Below are 17,430 nucleotides of genomic sequence, written 5' to 3'. Positions count from 1 at the left end.
GCGACAGGTTGGGAAATGCTGAGATCGACGGTCGCGGCGTTCATGCCTGCAGCTTCATTTCGACGAAGTATTCCTTCTCTTTCGGGAAGGGATAGACCGGGTAGCCAGTGGCGGCCTCGATGGCCTGCACCGCAGCGTCGATGCCCTCCGGCGTTTCCGTCGCCAGCACGAACCACATGTTGAAGGCGTGTTCCCGGGCGTAGTTGTGGGCCACCTGGGGCAAGGCATTGACCTGCTCCGCCACCCGCTCGAATTCGGCTTCGGGTACGGCCATGGCCGCCAGGCAGAAGGCGCCGCCCAGGCGCTCGATCTGGAACATGGGGCCGAACCGGGTGAGGATGCGGTCGTCCAGCAGAGACTGCAGCCGGGCCAGCAGCTCGGCCTCGCTGATGCCCAGCCTGGCCGCAGCCTCGGCGTAGGGCTCCGGGCTCAGGGGGAAGTCGCCCTGGAGGGCGTTGATGATGCGCCGATCCAGTTCATCCGGCTCCCGGGCCGGTGCCAGGGCGGCGCGGCGGAAGGGCTTGGCCTGCTCCACCGCGTCAGCCATGGGCGGCCTGCCTCAGGGGATCGGCATCTGCCCGGGGTGCCTGGGGCGCATAGCGGGCGCCGGTCTGCTTGTAGCGCCGGGTGGAAAAGAGCAGCTCGTTGGGAAAGGCGTCCAACCCCAGGCGTTCGCCCAGCCCGCGGCGCAGTTCCGCCACTTCCTCCCGGGCCTTGCCGTGGATCATGCAGAACAGGTTGTAGGGCCAGTGGGGCGCCATGGGGCGGCGGCGGTAGCAGAGGGTGACACCGGGCTCGGCGGCGAGGCGTTCGCCCAGGGCGCTCACCTCCCCTTCCGGCACGGCCCAGACACACATGGCGTTGGCGGTGTAGCCCAGTTCGTGGTGCCGCACCACCACGCCGAAGCGCTTGAGGATGCCCCGCTCCAGCCACTGGCCGAGCAGGTCCAGCAGACGCCCTTCCTCCAGGCCGGCCCGGTAGGCCAGGGCGCGGAAAGGCTGGGGCTCCAGGGGCAGGCCCTCCTGCAGCACCGGCATCAGCCCCTGCTCTTCCCGGGTCAGTTCGATGGGCTGCTCCAGGGAGGGCACCGCCGCCACCGGCTGGCGCCGGGCGCCGCCGCCGGCCAGGTCAAAACCCAGGTCGATGTGGAACTCTTCCACCAGGGGCAGGGAAATGACGGGGCAGCCGGTCTCGGCCTCGATGGCCGCCAGCACCGCATGCAGACGCAGGGCGTCCGGCGCGGTGGCGACGAACCACAGGTTGTAGGCGTGTTCCCGGGCGTAGTTGTGATTGACCTCGGGATGGGCGCTGACCCGGCTGGCCACCCATTCCAGCCGCTCCGGCGGCGCCTGCAGGGCGGCCAGGGTGCTGGCCCCGACCCGGCGCGGGGCAAAGACGGCGCCGATGCGGTTCACCATGCCCTGCTGCTGCCAGTGGCGGTATTGCTCCAGCACCTCCGCCTCGCTCAAGCCCTGGGCCGCGCCGATGGCGGCAAAGGGCCGGGAGACCAGGGGAAAGTCCCGCTGGTAGTCGTTGAGCAGGGGGAAGCGGGCGGCGTTCATGGGCATGGACGGGCGATGCGTCAGAAGCCGGTGCGGGCGGCGCGGCTGGTGAAGAAGATGCCGCTCGGGCTCTCCGCCTTCAGCTCGGCCACCGGCGCCTTGGTGCGGGTGTCGAAGACGGTGACCTTGTTGTCGTCCCGGGCCGAGAGCCAGACGGCCTCGCCCCGGGGGGCGAATTCCATGTGCAGGATGGCCTTGCCCGGCTGCAGGGTATGGGTGACCTTGCCTTCCAGGGTGTCGATGACCTGGACCCAGCCGTTGTCGGGGAAGGCGAAATTCACCCAAATCTCCCGCCCGTCGGGCCGGGCCATGACGAACACCGGCTGGCTCTTCACCGGAATGCGGGCCGTCTCCTTCCAGGTCTTGGTATCCACCACCAGTACCTCGTGGCGGCCGATGGCGGGCAGGTAGGCCTTGCCCCCGGCCACGGACCAGCCCCGCAGGTGGGGCATCTTGTACACCGGCAGGGGCTGCTCGCCCTTGCCGTAGCCGGCGAGAATCTTCTGCACGCCCTGCTCCGGCTGCCAGGTGTCGAGCATGGCCAGACCGTCCTCGCCGAAGAGACCGGCGATGTAGTAGCGCCCGTCCGGCGTCACCAGGGCGTCGTAGGGCTGCTTGCCGGCGGAGTACTTCTGCACCTTGGGCGCCTTCGGGTTGGAGAGGTCGGCCACCCAGATTTCACCGGCTTCGAAGAGCGAAAAGGCGAAGCGGTTGCCCGACAGGTCGGCCAGGCCCACCACCTTGGAGCGCACCCCGTTCATGTCCACGGAAGGAATGTCCGCCACCAGTTCCAGGGTCTCGGCGTCGAAGGCCTTGATGCCGCCCGGCTCGTAGTTCTGGGCCACCACCAGCTTGCCGTCCTGGGAAATGGCGCCGCCGATGGCGTTGCCGGCCTGGACGATGCGCTTGGCGATGGAGGCGGTGAGGATATCCACCTTGGTCAGGCCGCCGTCACGACCGAAGACGTAGGCGTAGCGCTGGTCCCGGCTGAAGACCACGGAAGCGTGGGACAGGTCGCCCAGCCCGGGCACCTTGGCCAGAGCCTTTTTCGAGGTGGTATTGACCACCTGCACCTGGCCGATGGAACGCTCGATCACCACCCCCAGATCGCCGGTACCGCGGGGAGCCGGCGCACTGGCGCAGCCGGCCAGGAGGGAGAGCAGGAGAACGGGCAGAAGAAAGCGGCGGGAAACGACAGGCGTGGCAGGCGTCATGGCGGTCTTTCGCGGGAAACTCAAATTATTCGTTGGGGAAGCCGGCCTGGAGCTGCTGCACGATCCACTGGGCCTCGGCCTCGTTGATGATGCCCTTGAAGGGCGGCATGGGCGTACCCGGCCGGCCGTGCAGGATGGTGGCCACCATGCTCTCGGCGGGCCGCTGGCGGAAAGTCTCAGCCGTCAGCGCCGGCCCCAGGCCGCCCTTGAGGGTCAGGCCGTGGCAGGAACCGCAATCCTGACGAACCATATGCACCAGTTCCCTGGCGCGGGGAGCGGGAATCACCGCTTCCGTGGCACTAGCGAAAAGGGGCAGCAAGGCTGCTGCCAGGCCAAGGCCGCTCAGGCACATGCGAGGGAAAGAAATGGCGGGCTTCATGGGCATCCATCTTGCCGCCCGGCCCACCGGGACACTTTGATAAGCATCAGCTTTCGATGCAGAAAGACCGCGGGGGTTGTAGGGGGAAATACAGACAGAACTGATATCACCCCAGAATAGTCATGCGAAGATTCAAACTGCAGAGGACAAATACTCAATCAGTGGAATTAGCTATCCGAAGGGACCACGCGTCATGACCGTTATTTCTACTTTTGCAGTTGCAGGATTCCCAATTCTTTTCGGAGATCTACTTCTAACTGGTTCGACTGTTGATGGGAAAATGATCGCCGTACCTGCGCAAGGCGAAGTACAGGACTTTTTCGGTGATTCCGGATGGTCCATATCAGGTCTTAGCCAGAAAGTATGCTTGCTCAGCGACTCGTGTGCTATCGCATGGTCTGGTAGCTGGCTTAGTGCCAAGGTTGCCATCTGTGAGCTACGCAGACGCGCGCTTGCTGGACCTCTATCTGTTGACACAATTCTGACTTACCTCGAAGGAGAACCTGACATCAAGAGTCATCCAGCAAGCTTCATTGGCCTTGTACATGATGGAAGCGGACTCCATCAGTTTCACTTTGGGGCAGAAGAACTACGGACCACCTCGATTGGAACAGCCTATGTAAGTGGCACCGGTTCTTGCGCCATACGGGAATTTGCTGACATGCTCAGCAATATTGAATCTGCGGCGACGGGTACTCTAACTGCTGGCAATGTTGCTATCGCGAGAGCTCTTTCACTCGGTGGCATACTCCTTCAATCAGAGTTCTTTGGGAAAAGTTCAGCTTTTACCCTAAGAAACATGTTCGGTGGCGGATACGAGATAGCCTATTTCAGTAACGGCCGAATACAAAAGCTACCGGAAGTCACATATGTCATATGGGAAGCACAGATTGACGGGCCTCACCTACATGTCTCGCACCCTCTCCTGATAATCAAACAGGCCTACGTAGGTGACCACCTTCTTATTAAAAGCGCTCGCATTGAGTCGAGTGTAGTAGCACCGACACCCAATCTCGTAGACGAGCAAAATCATGTCATCACGCCACTGTTTGACACATCACCCCCACCTGATTTGCAATTCCTGCGCTCAATATCGCTTCAGTCTAAGCTCCTTTGTCATTGCATTCTTGCCGTCAGGAATAATGAAATTATTGGCCTTTACACCCGTGTGCAACAGTACAGTTCCGACTCCGAACTCACAGTAACTTTCGAAGATAGCGAAGGTCAGCTACGTTTTAGCATTCGGCATGACACTGCAAGCGAAATCACCCAGTCTCTCATGCGATTCCGTAGGTAAGGTAAATCTACTACAGGCTGATACGTGCCGTAGGAGCAAACCCAGAACATCCACTCTTCCATACCGGTAACTGGCGCTTTCCGTCACTAGTAGCCCCAATCACTAGCGCCCACCTCCTCCTAAGGCGGGCGCTTAGTTCCCTCAGCGGAAAAACTCCTCCAGCCGTTCAAACACCGCATGATCCGCCCCATGGCGGCGCACGGTGCGTACGTCCTCCAGCTTCTCCACCTGCTTCACCATCTGTTCCAGGCGCCGGTCTTCCAGGACCAGGAGCCAGATACGGCTGATGCTGCCGTCGCCCACGGGCAGGCAGAGGATGCCCTCCACGTTGTAGGCGCGGCGGGAGAAGAGGCCCACCACGTGGGACATGACCCCGGCGTGGTTGTTCACTTCCAGTTCCAGCACGGTGCGCTGGGGGCGGGCCAGGGCGGCGTTTTCGTTTTTGCTGACGGCGTTCATCTCAGCCTCCAATCATGTCGGTGTTGGCGGCGCCGGGGGGCACCATGGGGTAGACCTTCTCGTTCATGTCGATGAAGGCGTGGATGAGGCAGGGGCCGGGCCGTTGCAGGGCCTGGCGCAGGGCGGCCCGGGGGGCGGCGGCGGTGTCCAGGTCCAGGGTGTCGATACCGAAGCCTTCGGCGATCTTGAGGAAGTCGGGCTGACCGGCGAATTTGGAGGCGAAGTAGCGCTTGCCGTAGAACAGCTCCTGCTGCTGGTACACCAGGCCCAGGGCGTCGTTGTTCATGAGCACGATCTTCAGGTTGGCGCCGGCTTCGGCAATGGTGGCCAGTTCCTGGATGTTCATCAGGATGCTGCCGTCGCCGGTGAAGCAGACCACGGTGCGCTCGGGCTCGGCCAGGGCGGCACCGAGGGCGGCGGGGACGCCGAAGCCCATGGTCCCCAGGCCGCCGGAGGTGAGCCACTGGCGCGGCCGACGCAGGGGGTAGGCCTGGGCCACCCACATCTGGTGCTGGCCCACGTCGGTGGCGATGGAGGCGGAATCGTCCAGGCAGTCGGCCACGGCCTGGATCAGGCCGTAGTGGCTGCGCGGGTCTTCCAGGTTGGGCCGCTGCAGGCGGAAGCGGGAGCGCAGATCGCCCATGTGGGTGAGCCAGCGCTTGCGTAGGTGGGCCTCCACCAGGGGCGAGAGTTTTTCCAGCACCTCGCCCACGTCGCCGGCGATGCCCACGTGGGCGTTCTTGATCTTGTCCAGTTCGGAGGGGTCGATGTCGATGTGGATGATCTGGGCCTTGGGGCAGAAGGCGGCCACCTTGCCGGTAGCCCGGTCGTCGAAGCGGGCGCCGACGGCGATGAGCAGGTCGCACTCTTCCAGCAGCAGGTTGGTGTAGCGGGCGCCGTGCATGCCCAGCATGTGGATGGAGAGGGGATGGTCCACCGGCATGGCACCCAGGGCCATGAGGGTCATGGTGGTGGGGAGCGATGCCTTCTCCGCCAGGGCCACGGCGGCCTCGGCGGCGCCGGAATGGACGACGCCGCCGCCCAGATAAAGGATGGGCCGCTCGGCGGCGTTGATCATGGCGGCGGCCTTCTCGATGGCTGCCATGTCCGGCGCCGGCCGGGCCTGGCGGCCGCCGGGAGCGGGCCACTGGCTGACCTCGATGGCCTGGGCCTGGACGTCCTTGGGAATATCCACCAGCACCGGGCCGGGGCGACCGGAGGCGGCCAGGGTGAAGGCCCGGGGAATCACCTCCAGCAACTCCTCGGCGGAGTTCACCAGGAAGTTGTGCTTGGTGATGGGGATGGAAAGGCCGTAGGTATCCACCTCCTGGAAAGCGTCGGTGCCGATCATGCTGCGGGGCACCTGGCCGGTGATGGCCACCAGGGGAATGGAATCCAGCTTGGCGTCGGCGATGGCGGTCAGCAGATTGGTGGCACCGGGGCCGGAGGAAGCGAGGCAGACGGCGGGCTGGCCGCTGGCACGGGCCATGCCCTGGGCGATGAAGCCGGCGCCCTGCTCATGGCGGGCCAGCACGTGGCGAATTTTCTCCGAGGCCGAGAGGGCGTCGTAGAAGGGCAGGATGGCGCCGCCGGGAATGCCGGAGACGGTGGTGACGCCCTGGCGTTCCAGCAGGCGGACGACGATCTGGGCGCCGGTAAGGGTTTCCGACGCCGGGGCGGCATCCGTCTGGCGGGCGGTTTGGGGGGCTGGGGCATTCATGGCTGGGCTTCTCCTTGCGTGATCCGGTTTGGCTTGCCGGTCGGAGGGCCCAAAAACAAAACCCCCGCCGGGCTGTCGCGCCGGCGGGGGTTTTGTGGAATTCGGTTGGTTTCTTTACCGGACTTCGCTCATCCCAGCGGCGCACGCGCGTACTACTACGACTACGCGTACTACAGCGCCTACTACGGACAGCATCGCACCGGCCTGGGCAGGCAGCGCGAAAGAGGTGTCGGCGGTAGCGGCGAAGCGGTTCATGGGCAGCGAAGATTCGGGGGCGATGAAAAATCGGTCGGGCAATTATGCAGAAAAGCCGAACGGGAACGCAAGCCGTAATTTGCAGCCGGTGATCCCCACCGTTCTTCCGACTCCCTGTTCACACCGGTAACGGGAACTCTCCCGGTACTTCATAAATTCTCCTTCTGTCTCATCGGACGCCGGCGGACACGCTCCTGGCCGAGAAAAGCAGGGCACAACAGACTGGCTTAGGATAAAACAATGGCATACGAAAATTCTATTTGTTGTCCACCGGCACCTCCGCATATGGTTACGACATATTCATATTGAATATGCGAACACCATCGACCCAGTCATCACCACAAGAAGCAGGATTTGCGGTTCAAGCAGCCCTCCAAACCTGCCCCCGGACCCTGACTGTTGTCCCCATCAAAGCAAAGCCACAAGGAGATAAAGATGCTCTGGAAACCCATTCCCCTGATCGGCCTCATGGCCATCGGCTGTTCCGGGCTGGCCAGCCTGGCCAGCGCGGCGGAGCCGGTCCTGCCGGCAAAGATGATCTTCTTCATCGACGGAACCAGCTGCCCGGAAGGCAGCGTCGCCGCCACTGACGCAGCCGGCCGCATGATGCTGGTCACGGCCAATGTCGGCGACGTTGGCAAGACCTACGGCACGCCCCTCAAGGACCAGGAAGACCGCACCCATACCCACTCGGGGACCATGGCCGTCTCCCTGCCGTCCCACCACATCTCCGGCGCCTCGGGCTGCTGCAATGACCAGGGCACCAGGAATGGGAGCCATTCGGCATCTGTGACCAGCGGCGCCGCCACCAGCGGCCTGCCTTTCATCCAACTGCTTGTCTGCCAAACGAAATAGGGAGAGCCAAGATGCTTGCCAAACACTCCAGCCTGATGGCCTCCATGGCGCTGCTGACTGCCACTTCGGTGCTGGCTGCCGACGCCCTGCCCCAATTCACTGTGGCCTATTTCAACGGCGCCTGTCCCGCCGGTTGGGACAGCGCCAATCTTGCCTCCGCCAATGGCCGCTTCCTGGTGCCCACCATGCCCGGCGGCGGTGCCGGATCCTACGGCGGCCAGGCCCTTGCCTCGCAGCAGGCCCCGGTGCACAAGCATGCCAAGGCCACCGGTTCCGTCACCACCAGTTCCAAGGAGTACATCCTGATTGGCGGCTGCTGCAACGACACCCCCGGCGACTCCGGCACCTATACGATGACCGGCTCCGCCACGTCGGCCGAATCGGCGCTGCCCTACATCCAGTTCAATGCCTGCATGAAGCAGGACAGCCCCGATCCCAAGATGGAGGTCCCCAAGGGCCTGGCCACCTTCAACCTGTTGCCGTCCTGCCCGAAGGGCTGGAGCCCGTTCAACAGTGCTGCCGGCCGCTACATCGTAGGGTTGCCGGCCAACGGGGTTCCCGGCGCCGCATTCGGTGGTCGCGCCCTGACTCCCGGGGAGAACCGGACCCACAGCCACAGCATGAACGGGGTCATCAACTTCCCGACCAACGGTATCGCCGGCGGTTCCGGATGTTGCGCCCACGGTTATGCCGGCAGCGGCAACACCAACTTCTCCGGCAACACGGAAACCGACATCACGGTTCCCTACGACAGCGCGGTCCAGGCGCCCTATTACACGGCCACGTTCTGCCGCAAGGAATAGTCCTCCCCCCCAGCCAGCCGGTTCCACCAACCGGCTGGCCCTATGGAGTCTAGCAAGACATGAAACCACTACCGTTTGTGCGAACTGCTTCCGCAGTCCTGTTCTTGTGCGCGCTCCCTGGACTGTGGGGTGTAGGTGCAATCGCCGAGGAGCCCGGGGCAGAAAACCCGATCAGGAACCCGGCCAATCTCGCCATCTTTCAGGTAAACGACGTCGGCATGTTGGCAAGCAGCGGCTCTGCGGCCAACACCACCTTGCTGGATTTTGCCGCCGCCAACGCCAATCTGACCCACTGGATGCAGGCGGGACAACGCCTGAAATCCGATGACACCTGTCAGGAATCGTCGCGCCGGCGCCTGATTTCCGGGCGGGTCAGCACTCCCAAGTTCGAGCAACCCATCTGCATCAATCGATATGGGGTCAGCCTGTACACCGGGCAGCGGGGGATAGCCACCGGGGAATTCCTTCCCTATCAATTTACCGACCCCGGTATTAGCGGAAACGCTCGGGACTTTGCTGCGGCCTCCGGCCTCCTGGACCAGCGGGCAGACAAGCATGAACTGCAGCACATGGGGATCGCCGTGGCACGGCGCAACCTGAAAGGCCGCCAGTCCCTCGATATCATTGGCTATCGGCCAGCCAGCAGCAAGAACGCCGAGGCCCTGATTTCTCTCGCCGCCTGGAAAGACCTTTCCGACTACGCCGTCAGCGGCGATGTGGCCATTGCCATCGGCGACTACGATAACGATGGCAACCTCGACATACTGACGGCTGCAGACACCAGCACCGGCGAACAAGGGCCAGGACGCATCCTGCTGCGTTCCTTCTCTTACGCCGCCAAGAAGCAGAAGCTGACCCTGGAAAGCACCTACGTGCTGGATACGGCGGCACGCCCCCGCTCCCTGAACCTGGCCGCGGGAGATTTCGGCTCCCTGGGATTCGACCAGGCCATCGTGGCCTATTACACCCAGGGTGGAACACTTGAACTGGGATTCCTGCGCCTGGGCAAGAAGCTCAAAATCGATGGGCCTTCGCCCCGGGGCAAACTGCTGGCGACCACTCCGGCTTCCGGTTCGTTCTTTGAAATGGCACCAGGCCTCTTCCATTTCGATCCCCGCAGCAGCCAGGGCAGCAATCCGGCCTTCGCCTTCCATACCCGGCAGTTGGCCCTTGCCTGGGCCGACGCCGGGGGCAATACCTGGACCCAGATCGTCAGCATCTCTCCCCAGCTCACCCAGTTCTCTGCAAGTCCGGCGCAGCAAGTTGGCAGCAGGGAATACCCGTCCAGGACGGAAGGGGTGGGACCGGCATTGGCCATCGGCAACTTCATCGGTTTGCAGAACGACAACGTTTCTCCCCTGGACCAACTGGCCATCGTCATTCCTACCCGCAGCGATGCCACCCAGACGGCCTCCATTCCCCAGTTGGTGGTTGCCACGGCGACGTATTCCGCCGAGAAGAGTAACTTTTCGATCCAGCAGGCCTGGAGCGACCGGCAACCGATCTTTGAAAGCTCGGGCCAACAGTATTCGCCCGGTGCCGTCGGCCTGGATAGCCGGGGAATCAGCTATTACCTGGGCACACCCCTGCACATCCAGGTGCAGGATCTGATCGACCCGCAGTACGTCATTTACATGCCGCCGCGCCACGTGGACTGCCTGTTGATGAAGCCGGGCGATGAACAGTGCCAGGTGGTGGATGTCTCGGGCGATACCAACTTCACCGTACAACTGGTGGACAGCAAGGAAGAAACGCTGCAACAGACCACCACCGACCAGATGGCCACCGACTTCGGCTCCAGCGCTTCCCTCAGCGTCAGCGGCACGGTAGGCGGCGGCGTCATGGAAATCGCCGAAGTGGAAGCCACCACCACCGCCAAGACCACTTTCTCCTACGAGCAGCAGGTGATGGAACGCAACATCAGCACCCATTACCAGTCGAAGATGACCCAGAGCTCCGCCACCACCTCAGTGGACGACCATCTGATCTGGAATGCCCGGACCCTCGACATCTGGCGTTACCCGGTCTACGGCATGAACCTGAGCGTGCCCCAGAAATACCCCTACTACGACGTGCTCATCCCCGGGAGGCTCATGCAGTACTCGGCCGGCGGGCGCTCCGTCGACTGGTTCTCGCCTTCCCACATGAACAACACCCTGCTGAGCTATCCGAATATTGCCGACCCGAATTTCCCGCAGGATCTCGGCGATTTCAAGTTCAACGATTCCCAGGGCAAGCAGGTGGCTGTCCGCGAACCGCTGAACAGCCGGGTAGTGCGTTCCTTCGACGGCAATATGCAGACCTTCGAACTTTCCTACACCGATGAAGCCGGGGGATCCACGGAAAAGAGCTTTTCCTACAATCTGTCCAACTCCAGCGACATCTCCGTCGGTTTCAAGGCCAGCGCCAAGATTGAACTGGTAGATGTATCCGCCGAAACGGAAGGCACGGTCAGTCTGACGGCCAAGGCCAGTTGGGAAAACAGCCAGTTGTCGGAACGCTCGGTCAAGAACTCCCGGGGCATTACCCTCAACCAGCCCGAGGTGGATTGGGCAACGGAACGCTCCTACAACTACCTTTCCCTGATCTACATCACCCAGAACGGTGGACTGAAGGTCGCCCACGCCGTGGATCCCCTTGGCACCATGGGCGGACGCGGCTGGTGGAAAAGCGCCTACGGCGGGCGGCCAGATCCGGCGCTGAACCTGCCGAACCGGATGGTCTACAGCCGGGAAGAAAGCCAGTGGATACTCAACCCGGACGAGTCCAGCTACAGCCAGATGCGCGGCATCTCGGTCACCTCCGCCACCTATGACGAGGCAACCAAGACCTACCCCTATCTGACCGGCGGCGTCGAAGAGGGAACCCCGGTGCGAGTGGCGGTGAAGCTCTACAACCTGTCGCTGGATACCGTGGCCAAAGGCGTCAAGGTGAAGTTCGCCTACCAGAAGCTGGATCCGGCCAGCCTGGCGCCCATCGGCAAGCCGATCACTTTCGCCACCAGCCAGCCCCTGGATCTGCCGGTCTGGCAAATCAAGGAAATAGCGGAAGTCTGGCCAACCACCGGCCTGGCGGGTGACGACGGCACGCCCTATCGCTTCGTTATCACGCTGGACACCGGCGGCATGGACGAAATCCACGGCAATGATCCCAAGATCGGCGGAAACAACCGGGGCACCTGGCCCTGGTCCGGCAGCTACTTCGCTGTCTTCAAGGCGGGAACCAAAGCCCAGTTGGCGAAGGCGAACGCCGTCAGCGTCAACAAAAAATCCGGGCTGACCGCATCCACCGACAGTGCCCGGGTATCGGTAGCCACTCATCCTGCCCAGAAGGGGGCTCCGGCAATGGCCGAGGTCACGATTGAAAGCAGGCTGGACGACCCATCTCTGCGCCACCTCCTTCTGGTGCGTCAGGACACCAAGGCCGGAGAGCCTCTGCAGGTCGTCGCCAGCAGAACCTTGTGGGGCGCTTACAAAGGCAAACAGCGGCTGCAGATTCCGCTACACAACCTGAGTGCCCCCCTGCCGCCGCTGCGGGCAATCCTTACTGCCGGGAAATAGTGGGAAAAGTCCCGAGGGGTGGCTTTCCTGCCCTTCCCTCGGGGCCTGTTCCGGCAAAGAGCCAAATAGTTGTTCCCAATTCAACGACCGGCATGGTCATTGAAGTTGCGGCACCACTTGGTGTCGCTTCCCTGCTGCAGCGATTTTCTCTGCAGCATTGCTTCACCGTTGTTTATCCAGCCAACCACCAAAGGAGCCACCGATGAAAAAGATTGCCATGCTTTCCCTGCTGACCGCCCTCGCCTTCCCGGCTTTTGCCGCCGATACTCCGGCAAAGGGGAAGGAGGCCTCTCCGCCCCAGCAAACCAGCTCCGGCCAAAGTGATGCGGCCAAGGAAATGCCTGCCGCTACCGATGCGGCAGCAAGCCAGACCTGCTGGTCTGCCCGCAAATGCAGCGGCAAGGTCCTCAACCACAAGGACCGCCACAACTGCAAAAACTCCGGCGGCAAGTCCTGGAGTGACCGCAACGGCACCTGTTACAACCTGTAATTCCCAGGGGGCTGCCCGCCGTCACCGCGCGATACCGGCAAAGGGCAGCCCCAGCCAGCGGAAAAATGGATTGCCACTCCCCCACTTTTCCGCCCCCAGCAGATCTTCGGCACCACCGCTTTGGTGCCTCCAAATTTTTTCTGCCAGCCCGACAAAGGCACCTAGTCTCGGCGATCAATCCCGCATTAATTCACAAAAGCTGTGGATAAGTCTGTGGGCCGTTCCGGGACAGTCGATGAAAAGCCACAGTATTACTGGGGATTAAACACTCTGCCCGTTTTCTGGGCAAAACGCTCCCGGCAGTGGAAAAAACCCTGTCGCCAAATACACTATATGTAGTTGTCTATTACTCTCGTACTACTACCTGTAGTGTCCAACCCCTTGCCCTCCGCTTGAGGGCTGGGGTAAAGTCTCCTCCGCGACGGTTCCCCGATTTCGGGACAAATGGGAATCCGGTGCGGCGATCAAGGAAGTCGGGATCAGACGGATTCCCCGCGAATCCGCAGCGAACTTTCCGCCCATGCCGGAGCTGCCCCCGCAACTGTAAACGGCGAGTTCGATGTCCACGCGTGCCACTGGGAGGCAGTTCCACCGGGAAGGCGGGCATCGGGCCAGGACCCGTGAGCCAGGAAACCTGCCGTCGCCAATTTTTCAGTCTGACCAGGGGCGGGGTGCCCCCCGGTGGATCGGGATTGTCCGCTGTCGGCCGCCATGGGCGTGCCCGCCGGCGCCTCGGCAGTCCCGCCGCCCTGGGCCCCCGTTCCGTTGATAACGGGAGTTCCACGATGCAAGCCGGCCTCTTCGCCACCCACCAAGCGTCATCCCACCTACCCTCCGACAATCTGGACGACAGCCTGCCCAACGCCGCCGATCTGGCCGGCCGGGCCCAGTCCTTCGAAGTCATCCGCCGCAACGGTTCGGTGGTGCCCTTCAATGCGGAGAAAATTTCCGTCGCCATGAACAAGGCCTTCCTGGCCGTGCATGGCAGCCAAGGCGCCGCCTCGGCCCGCCTGCGGGATCTAGTCTCCCGCCTCACCGCCATCGTCGTCCAGGCCCTCACCCGGCGCCTGCCCGGCGGCGGCACGGTGCATATCGAAGACATCCAGGACCAGGTGGAACTGGCCCTGATGCGCTCCGGTGAGCACGACGTGGCCCGGGCCTACGTGCTGTACCGGGAAAAGCGGTCCGCCGAACGGGCCGCCCAGGCGGCGGCCGCCCCCGCTGCCGCCGGCCCCCTGCTGCACGTGGTGGACGGCGACCACCGCTTCCCCCTGGACCGGGCCGCCCTGCTGCAGCAATGCCGGGAAGCCTGCCAGGGCCTGGCCGACGTGGCTGCCGAAACGGTGCTGGAGCAAGCCCTGCACAACCTCTACGACGGTGTGCCCCTGGCCGCCGTGCGCCAGTCCCTGGTACTGGCCGCCCGCACCCTGATCGAGCGGGAGCCGGGCTACAGCAAGGTGGCTGCCCGCCTGCTGCTGAGCAGCGTGCGCGTCGAAGTACTGGGCGAGGAAGCCAGCCAGGAGGCCATGGCCGCCCGCTACGCCGAAGCCTTCCCCGGCCTCATCCGCACCGGCGTGGACGCCGAGCTGCTGGATGCCCGCCTCAAGGACTACGATCTGGAACGCCTGGCCGCCGCCCTCAAGGCCGAGCGGGACCTGCAGTTCGACTACCTGGGCCTGCAGACCCTCTACGACCGCTACTTCCTGCACGTGGATGAGCGCCGCATCGAGCTGCCCCAGACCTTCTTCATGCGCGTGGCCATGGGCCTGGCCCTCAACGAGATCGACCGGGAAGCCCGGGCCATCGAGTTCTACAACCTGCTCTCCTCCTTCGACTTCATGAGCAGCACGCCGACCCTGTTCAACAGCGGCACCCGGCATTCCCAGCTCTCCTCCTGCTACCTCACCACCGTCTCCGACGACCTGGAAGGCATCTACCAGTCCATCAAGGAAAACGCCCTGCTGCAGAAGTACGCCGGCGGCCTGGGCAACGACTGGACCCCGGTGCGCTCCCTGGGGGCCCGCATCAAGGGCACCAACGGCAAGAGCCAGGGCGTCATCCCCTTCCTCAAGGTGGTGAATGACACGGCCGTGGCCGTGAACCAGGGCGGCAAGCGCAAGGGCGCCGTCTGCGCCTATCTGGAATCCTGGCACCTGGACATCGAGGAATTCCTCGAGCTGCGCAAGAACACCGGCGACGAGCGCCGCCGCACCCACGACATGAACACCGCCAACTGGATTCCCGACCTGTTCATGCAGCGGGTCATCAACGGCGGCGAGTGGACCCTTTTCTCCCCCAGTGACGTGCCCGACCTGCACGACAAGTTCGGCAAGGAATTCGAAGTCGCCTACAACGCCTACGAGGCCAAGGCCGACCGGGGCGAAATCCGTCTGTTCAAGCGCATTCCCGCCGTGCAGCTGTGGCGCAAGATGCTGACCATGCTGTTCGAGACCGGCCACCCCTGGATCACCTTCAAGGACGCCTGCAACCTGCGCTCGCCCCAGCAGCACGTGGGCGTGGTGCATAGCTCCAACCTGTGCACCGAGATCACCCTCAACACCTCCGACTCCGAGACCGCCGTGTGCAACCTGGGCTCGGTGAACCTGCCGGCCCACCTGATCCTGGTGGACGGCCAGCTGGTGCTGGACCAGGCCAAGCTGCAACGCACCATCCGCACCGCCATGCGCCTCCTGGACAACGTGGTGGACATCAACTTCTACGCCACCCCCAAGGCGCGCAACGCCAACGTGCGGCACCGCCCGGTGGGTCTGGGCATCATGGGCTTCTCCGACTGCCTGCACCGGCTGGGCCTGCCCTACGCCTCCGAGGCCGCCGTGGAATTCGCCGACCGCTCCATGGAAGCCGTCTGCTACCACGCCTACTGGGCCTCCACCGACCTGGCCGAGGAACGGGGCCGCTACTCCAGCTTCAAGGGCAGCCTGTGGGACAAGGGCATCCTGCCCATCGACTCCCTGCAGCTGCTGGAAGACGCCCGGGGTGGCTATGTGGAAGTGGACCGCAGCACCACCCTGGACTGGGACGCCCTGCGCGAGCGCATCGCCCAGGTCGGCATGCGCAACTCCAACTGCGTCGCCATTGCGCCCACGGCCACCATCTCCAACATCATCGGCGTCTCCGCCGCCATCGAGCCTGAGTACCAGAACCTCTACGTCAAATCCAACCTCTCCGGCGAATTCACGGTGGTGAACGAATCCCTGGTGCGGGACCTGAAGGCCCTTAACCTGTGGGACGAGGTGATGATCTCCGACCTCAAGTATTTCGACGGTTCCCTGGGCCCCATCGACCGCATCCCGGACGAGCTGAAGGCCCGCTACGCCACCGCCTTCGAGATCGACCCCACCTGGCTGATCCGGGCCGCCGCCCGCCGCCAGAAGTGGATCGACCAGGCCCAGTCCCTCAACCTCTACGTGGCCGCCCCCTCCGGCAAGAAGCTGGACGAGATCTACAAGCTGGCCTGGACCCAGGGCCTGAAGACCACCTACTACCTGCGCACCCTGGGCGCCACCGCCATGGAAAAGACCAGTTCCCCGGTGGACCGGGCCGCCGCCCCCGCCGCGCCCGAGCCCAAGTTCTGCTCCATCGACAACCCGGATTGCGAGGCCTGCCAATGAGCCAACTGCGTTTCGACGACTGGGACGACGCACCCGCCGCCACCCAGCCCGCCCCGGCTGCAACGCCCGCCCGGCAAGCATCCCCAGCCCCCCTGCCCGCCCAGGCAGGAGCGGCGGCGCCCCTGGCTGGCACTACCCCGGCAGCCGCGCCCCGCCTGCCTGCCGGCGGCATCTCCCTGGCCCCCATCAACCCGGAAGACAAGCGGGTGGTGAACGGCAAGGCCGACATCAACCAGCTGGCGCCCTTCAAGTACCCCTGGGCCTGGGAGTTTTTCCTCAACGCCAACCGCAACCACTGGACGCCCCTGGAAATCTCCATGGCCCAGGACGTGCACGACTACAACCACAAGCTGACGCCGGCCGAGCGCCACGTCTTCGAGAACGTGCTGTCCTACCTCACCACCTCCGACATCCTGGCCATGCGCAACATCGGCCTGGCGGTGATGGAGAAGATGAGCGCGCCGGAGCTGCAGATCTACCAGGCCCGCCAGGTCTATGAAGAGGCCCTGCACACCTGGACCTACCAGCACTGCATCGAAAGCCTGGGCCTGGACCAGAAGGAAATCTACAACCGCTACCGGGTGGTGCCGGAAATCCACGGCAAGATCGCCCTGGCCAACCGCCGCCTGGAGCGGGTGATGCGTTCCGACTTCGACCTGACGGACCGGGACAACCTGCACGAATTCGCCCTCTCCTACCTCTTCTTCGCCGGCATCTTCGAAGGCTGCTGGTTCTACAACGGCTTCACCCCCATCTTCGCCCTGCAGCGCCGGGGCCTGATGAAGGGCACCGCCGAGCAGCTGCAGTACATCATGCGTGACGAGGTGCTGCACTGCGCCTTCGGCATCCGGGTGGTGCGCCAGCTCCTGCAGGAAGAAAACCTGACCCTGGACCCGGTCCAGGTCAAGGCCCTGTGGGAAGAGGCGGAAGCCGCCGAGTCGGCCTACGCCGGCTACATCCTGCGGGAGCCCATCCTGGGCTACAACGCCGACCTGCACCGGGACCAGTTCCGCTTCATCGCCAACCGCCGCGCCCGCCAGCTGGGCCTGGCCGAGCCCTTCCCCGGCGCCGAGAACGTGCTGCCCTGGCTCGACGAACAGGCCAATATGCGCAAGGAAAAGAACTTCTTCGAAACCCGCGTCACCGAGTACCAGACCGGCGGCGCCCTGGCCTGGGACTGAGCCGGGCGGCAGCCAGCGGCGTC

13 protein-coding genes and 1 riboswitch are annotated in these 17,430 nt (G+C 63.7%); of the genes, 7 read left to right on the top strand and 6 right to left on the bottom strand.

The features are described 5' to 3' along the window. Window positions 1-40: 40 nt before the first annotated feature. From EV678_RS00615 to EV678_RS00600, 4 genes are read right to left on the bottom strand one after another with little or no spacing between them, the layout of a single operon-like run. Window positions 41-547 carry an Lrp/AsnC family transcriptional regulator gene (locus EV678_RS00615; protein ID WP_130458144.1) on the bottom strand — a complete coding sequence of 169 codons (507 nt, stop codon included), beginning with the start codon at window positions 545-547 and terminating at the stop codon, window positions 41-43. Beyond that, window positions 540-1,568: a siroheme decarboxylase subunit beta gene (ahbB, locus tag EV678_RS00610; protein ID WP_130458143.1), complete on the bottom strand. Its 1,029-nt coding sequence runs from the start codon at window positions 1,566-1,568 to the stop codon at window positions 540-542. The genes EV678_RS00615 and ahbB overlap by 8 nt, the downstream gene beginning before the upstream one ends. 14 nt (window positions 1,569-1,582) lie before the next feature. Further along, window positions 1,583-2,776 (bottom strand): cytochrome D1 domain-containing protein, encoded by a 1,194-nt coding sequence (locus EV678_RS00605; protein ID WP_130458142.1) that lies wholly within the window; start codon window positions 2,774-2,776, stop codon window positions 1,583-1,585. 25 nt (window positions 2,777-2,801) lie between these two features. Further along, the gene (locus tag EV678_RS00600; RefSeq protein WP_130458141.1) at window positions 2,802-3,155 is read right to left on the bottom strand and encodes a c-type cytochrome; all 354 of its coding nucleotides are present in this window, start codon (window positions 3,153-3,155) and stop codon (window positions 2,802-2,804) included. Window positions 3,156-3,348: 193 nt separating this feature from the next. Between EV678_RS00600 and EV678_RS00595 the strand changes: the two genes are divergently transcribed. Next, complete coding sequence (locus EV678_RS00595; protein WP_130458140.1) at window positions 3,349-4,452, top strand: hypothetical protein; 1,104 nt, start codon at window positions 3,349-3,351, stop codon at window positions 4,450-4,452. Between the two features lie 141 nt (window positions 4,453-4,593). Here EV678_RS00595 and ilvN read toward each other — a convergent pair whose 3' ends face one another. Further along, complete coding sequence (ilvN, locus tag EV678_RS00590; RefSeq protein WP_130458139.1) at window positions 4,594-4,911, bottom strand: acetolactate synthase small subunit; 318 nt, start codon at window positions 4,909-4,911, stop codon at window positions 4,594-4,596. 1 nt (window position 4,912) lies between these two features. Then, window positions 4,913-6,631: an acetolactate synthase large subunit gene (gene ilvB, locus EV678_RS00585; protein WP_130458138.1), complete on the bottom strand. Its 1,719-nt coding sequence runs from the start codon at window positions 6,629-6,631 to the stop codon at window positions 4,913-4,915. A 690-nt stretch (window positions 6,632-7,321) separates the two neighbouring features. On the opposite strand from ilvB, the gene EV678_RS00580 reads away from it, so the two are divergent. The 6 genes from EV678_RS00580 to EV678_RS00555 all read left to right on the top strand — a co-directional run bounded on the left by EV678_RS00580 (window position 7,322) and on the right by EV678_RS00555 (window position 17,407). Beyond that, on the top strand, window positions 7,322-7,741 hold the full coding sequence (locus tag EV678_RS00580) for a hypothetical protein (protein ID WP_130458137.1): 420 nt from the start codon (window positions 7,322-7,324) through the stop codon (window positions 7,739-7,741). Between the two features lie 11 nt (window positions 7,742-7,752). Further along, a complete protein-coding gene (locus EV678_RS00575; protein WP_130458136.1) occupies window positions 7,753-8,544 on the top strand; it encodes a hypothetical protein in 792 nt (263 codons plus the stop codon). Between the two features lie 59 nt (window positions 8,545-8,603). After that, window positions 8,604-12,104, top strand: a complete 3,501-nt coding sequence (locus tag EV678_RS00570) for a hypothetical protein (protein ID WP_130458135.1) — start codon at window positions 8,604-8,606, stop codon at window positions 12,102-12,104. A 202-nt stretch (window positions 12,105-12,306) separates the two neighbouring features. After that, the gene (locus tag EV678_RS00565) at window positions 12,307-12,594 is read left to right on the top strand and encodes a hypothetical protein (RefSeq protein WP_130458134.1); all 288 of its coding nucleotides are present in this window, start codon (window positions 12,307-12,309) and stop codon (window positions 12,592-12,594) included. Window positions 12,595-12,999: 405 nt separating this feature from the next. After that, window positions 13,000-13,250: riboswitch (cobalamin riboswitch) on the top strand. 129 nt (window positions 13,251-13,379) lie between these two features. Next, a complete protein-coding gene (locus EV678_RS00560) occupies window positions 13,380-16,226 on the top strand; it encodes a ribonucleoside-diphosphate reductase subunit alpha (protein ID WP_207222126.1) in 2,847 nt (948 codons plus the stop codon). Beyond that, window positions 16,223-17,407 carry a ribonucleotide-diphosphate reductase subunit beta gene (locus EV678_RS00555; RefSeq protein WP_130458133.1) on the top strand — a complete coding sequence of 395 codons (1,185 nt, stop codon included), beginning with the start codon at window positions 16,223-16,225 and terminating at the stop codon, window positions 17,405-17,407. The genes EV678_RS00560 and EV678_RS00555 overlap by 4 nt, the downstream gene beginning before the upstream one ends. Window positions 17,408-17,430 lie beyond the last annotated feature (23 nt).

The sequence above is a fragment of the Azospira oryzae genome (assembly GCF_004217225.1).
GTDB classification, from domain to species: Bacteria; Pseudomonadota; Gammaproteobacteria; order Burkholderiales; family Rhodocyclaceae; genus Azospira; species Azospira oryzae.
Note: the sequence above shows the minus strand (reverse complement) of the source record. Positions and strands in the feature narration are given on the sequence as shown.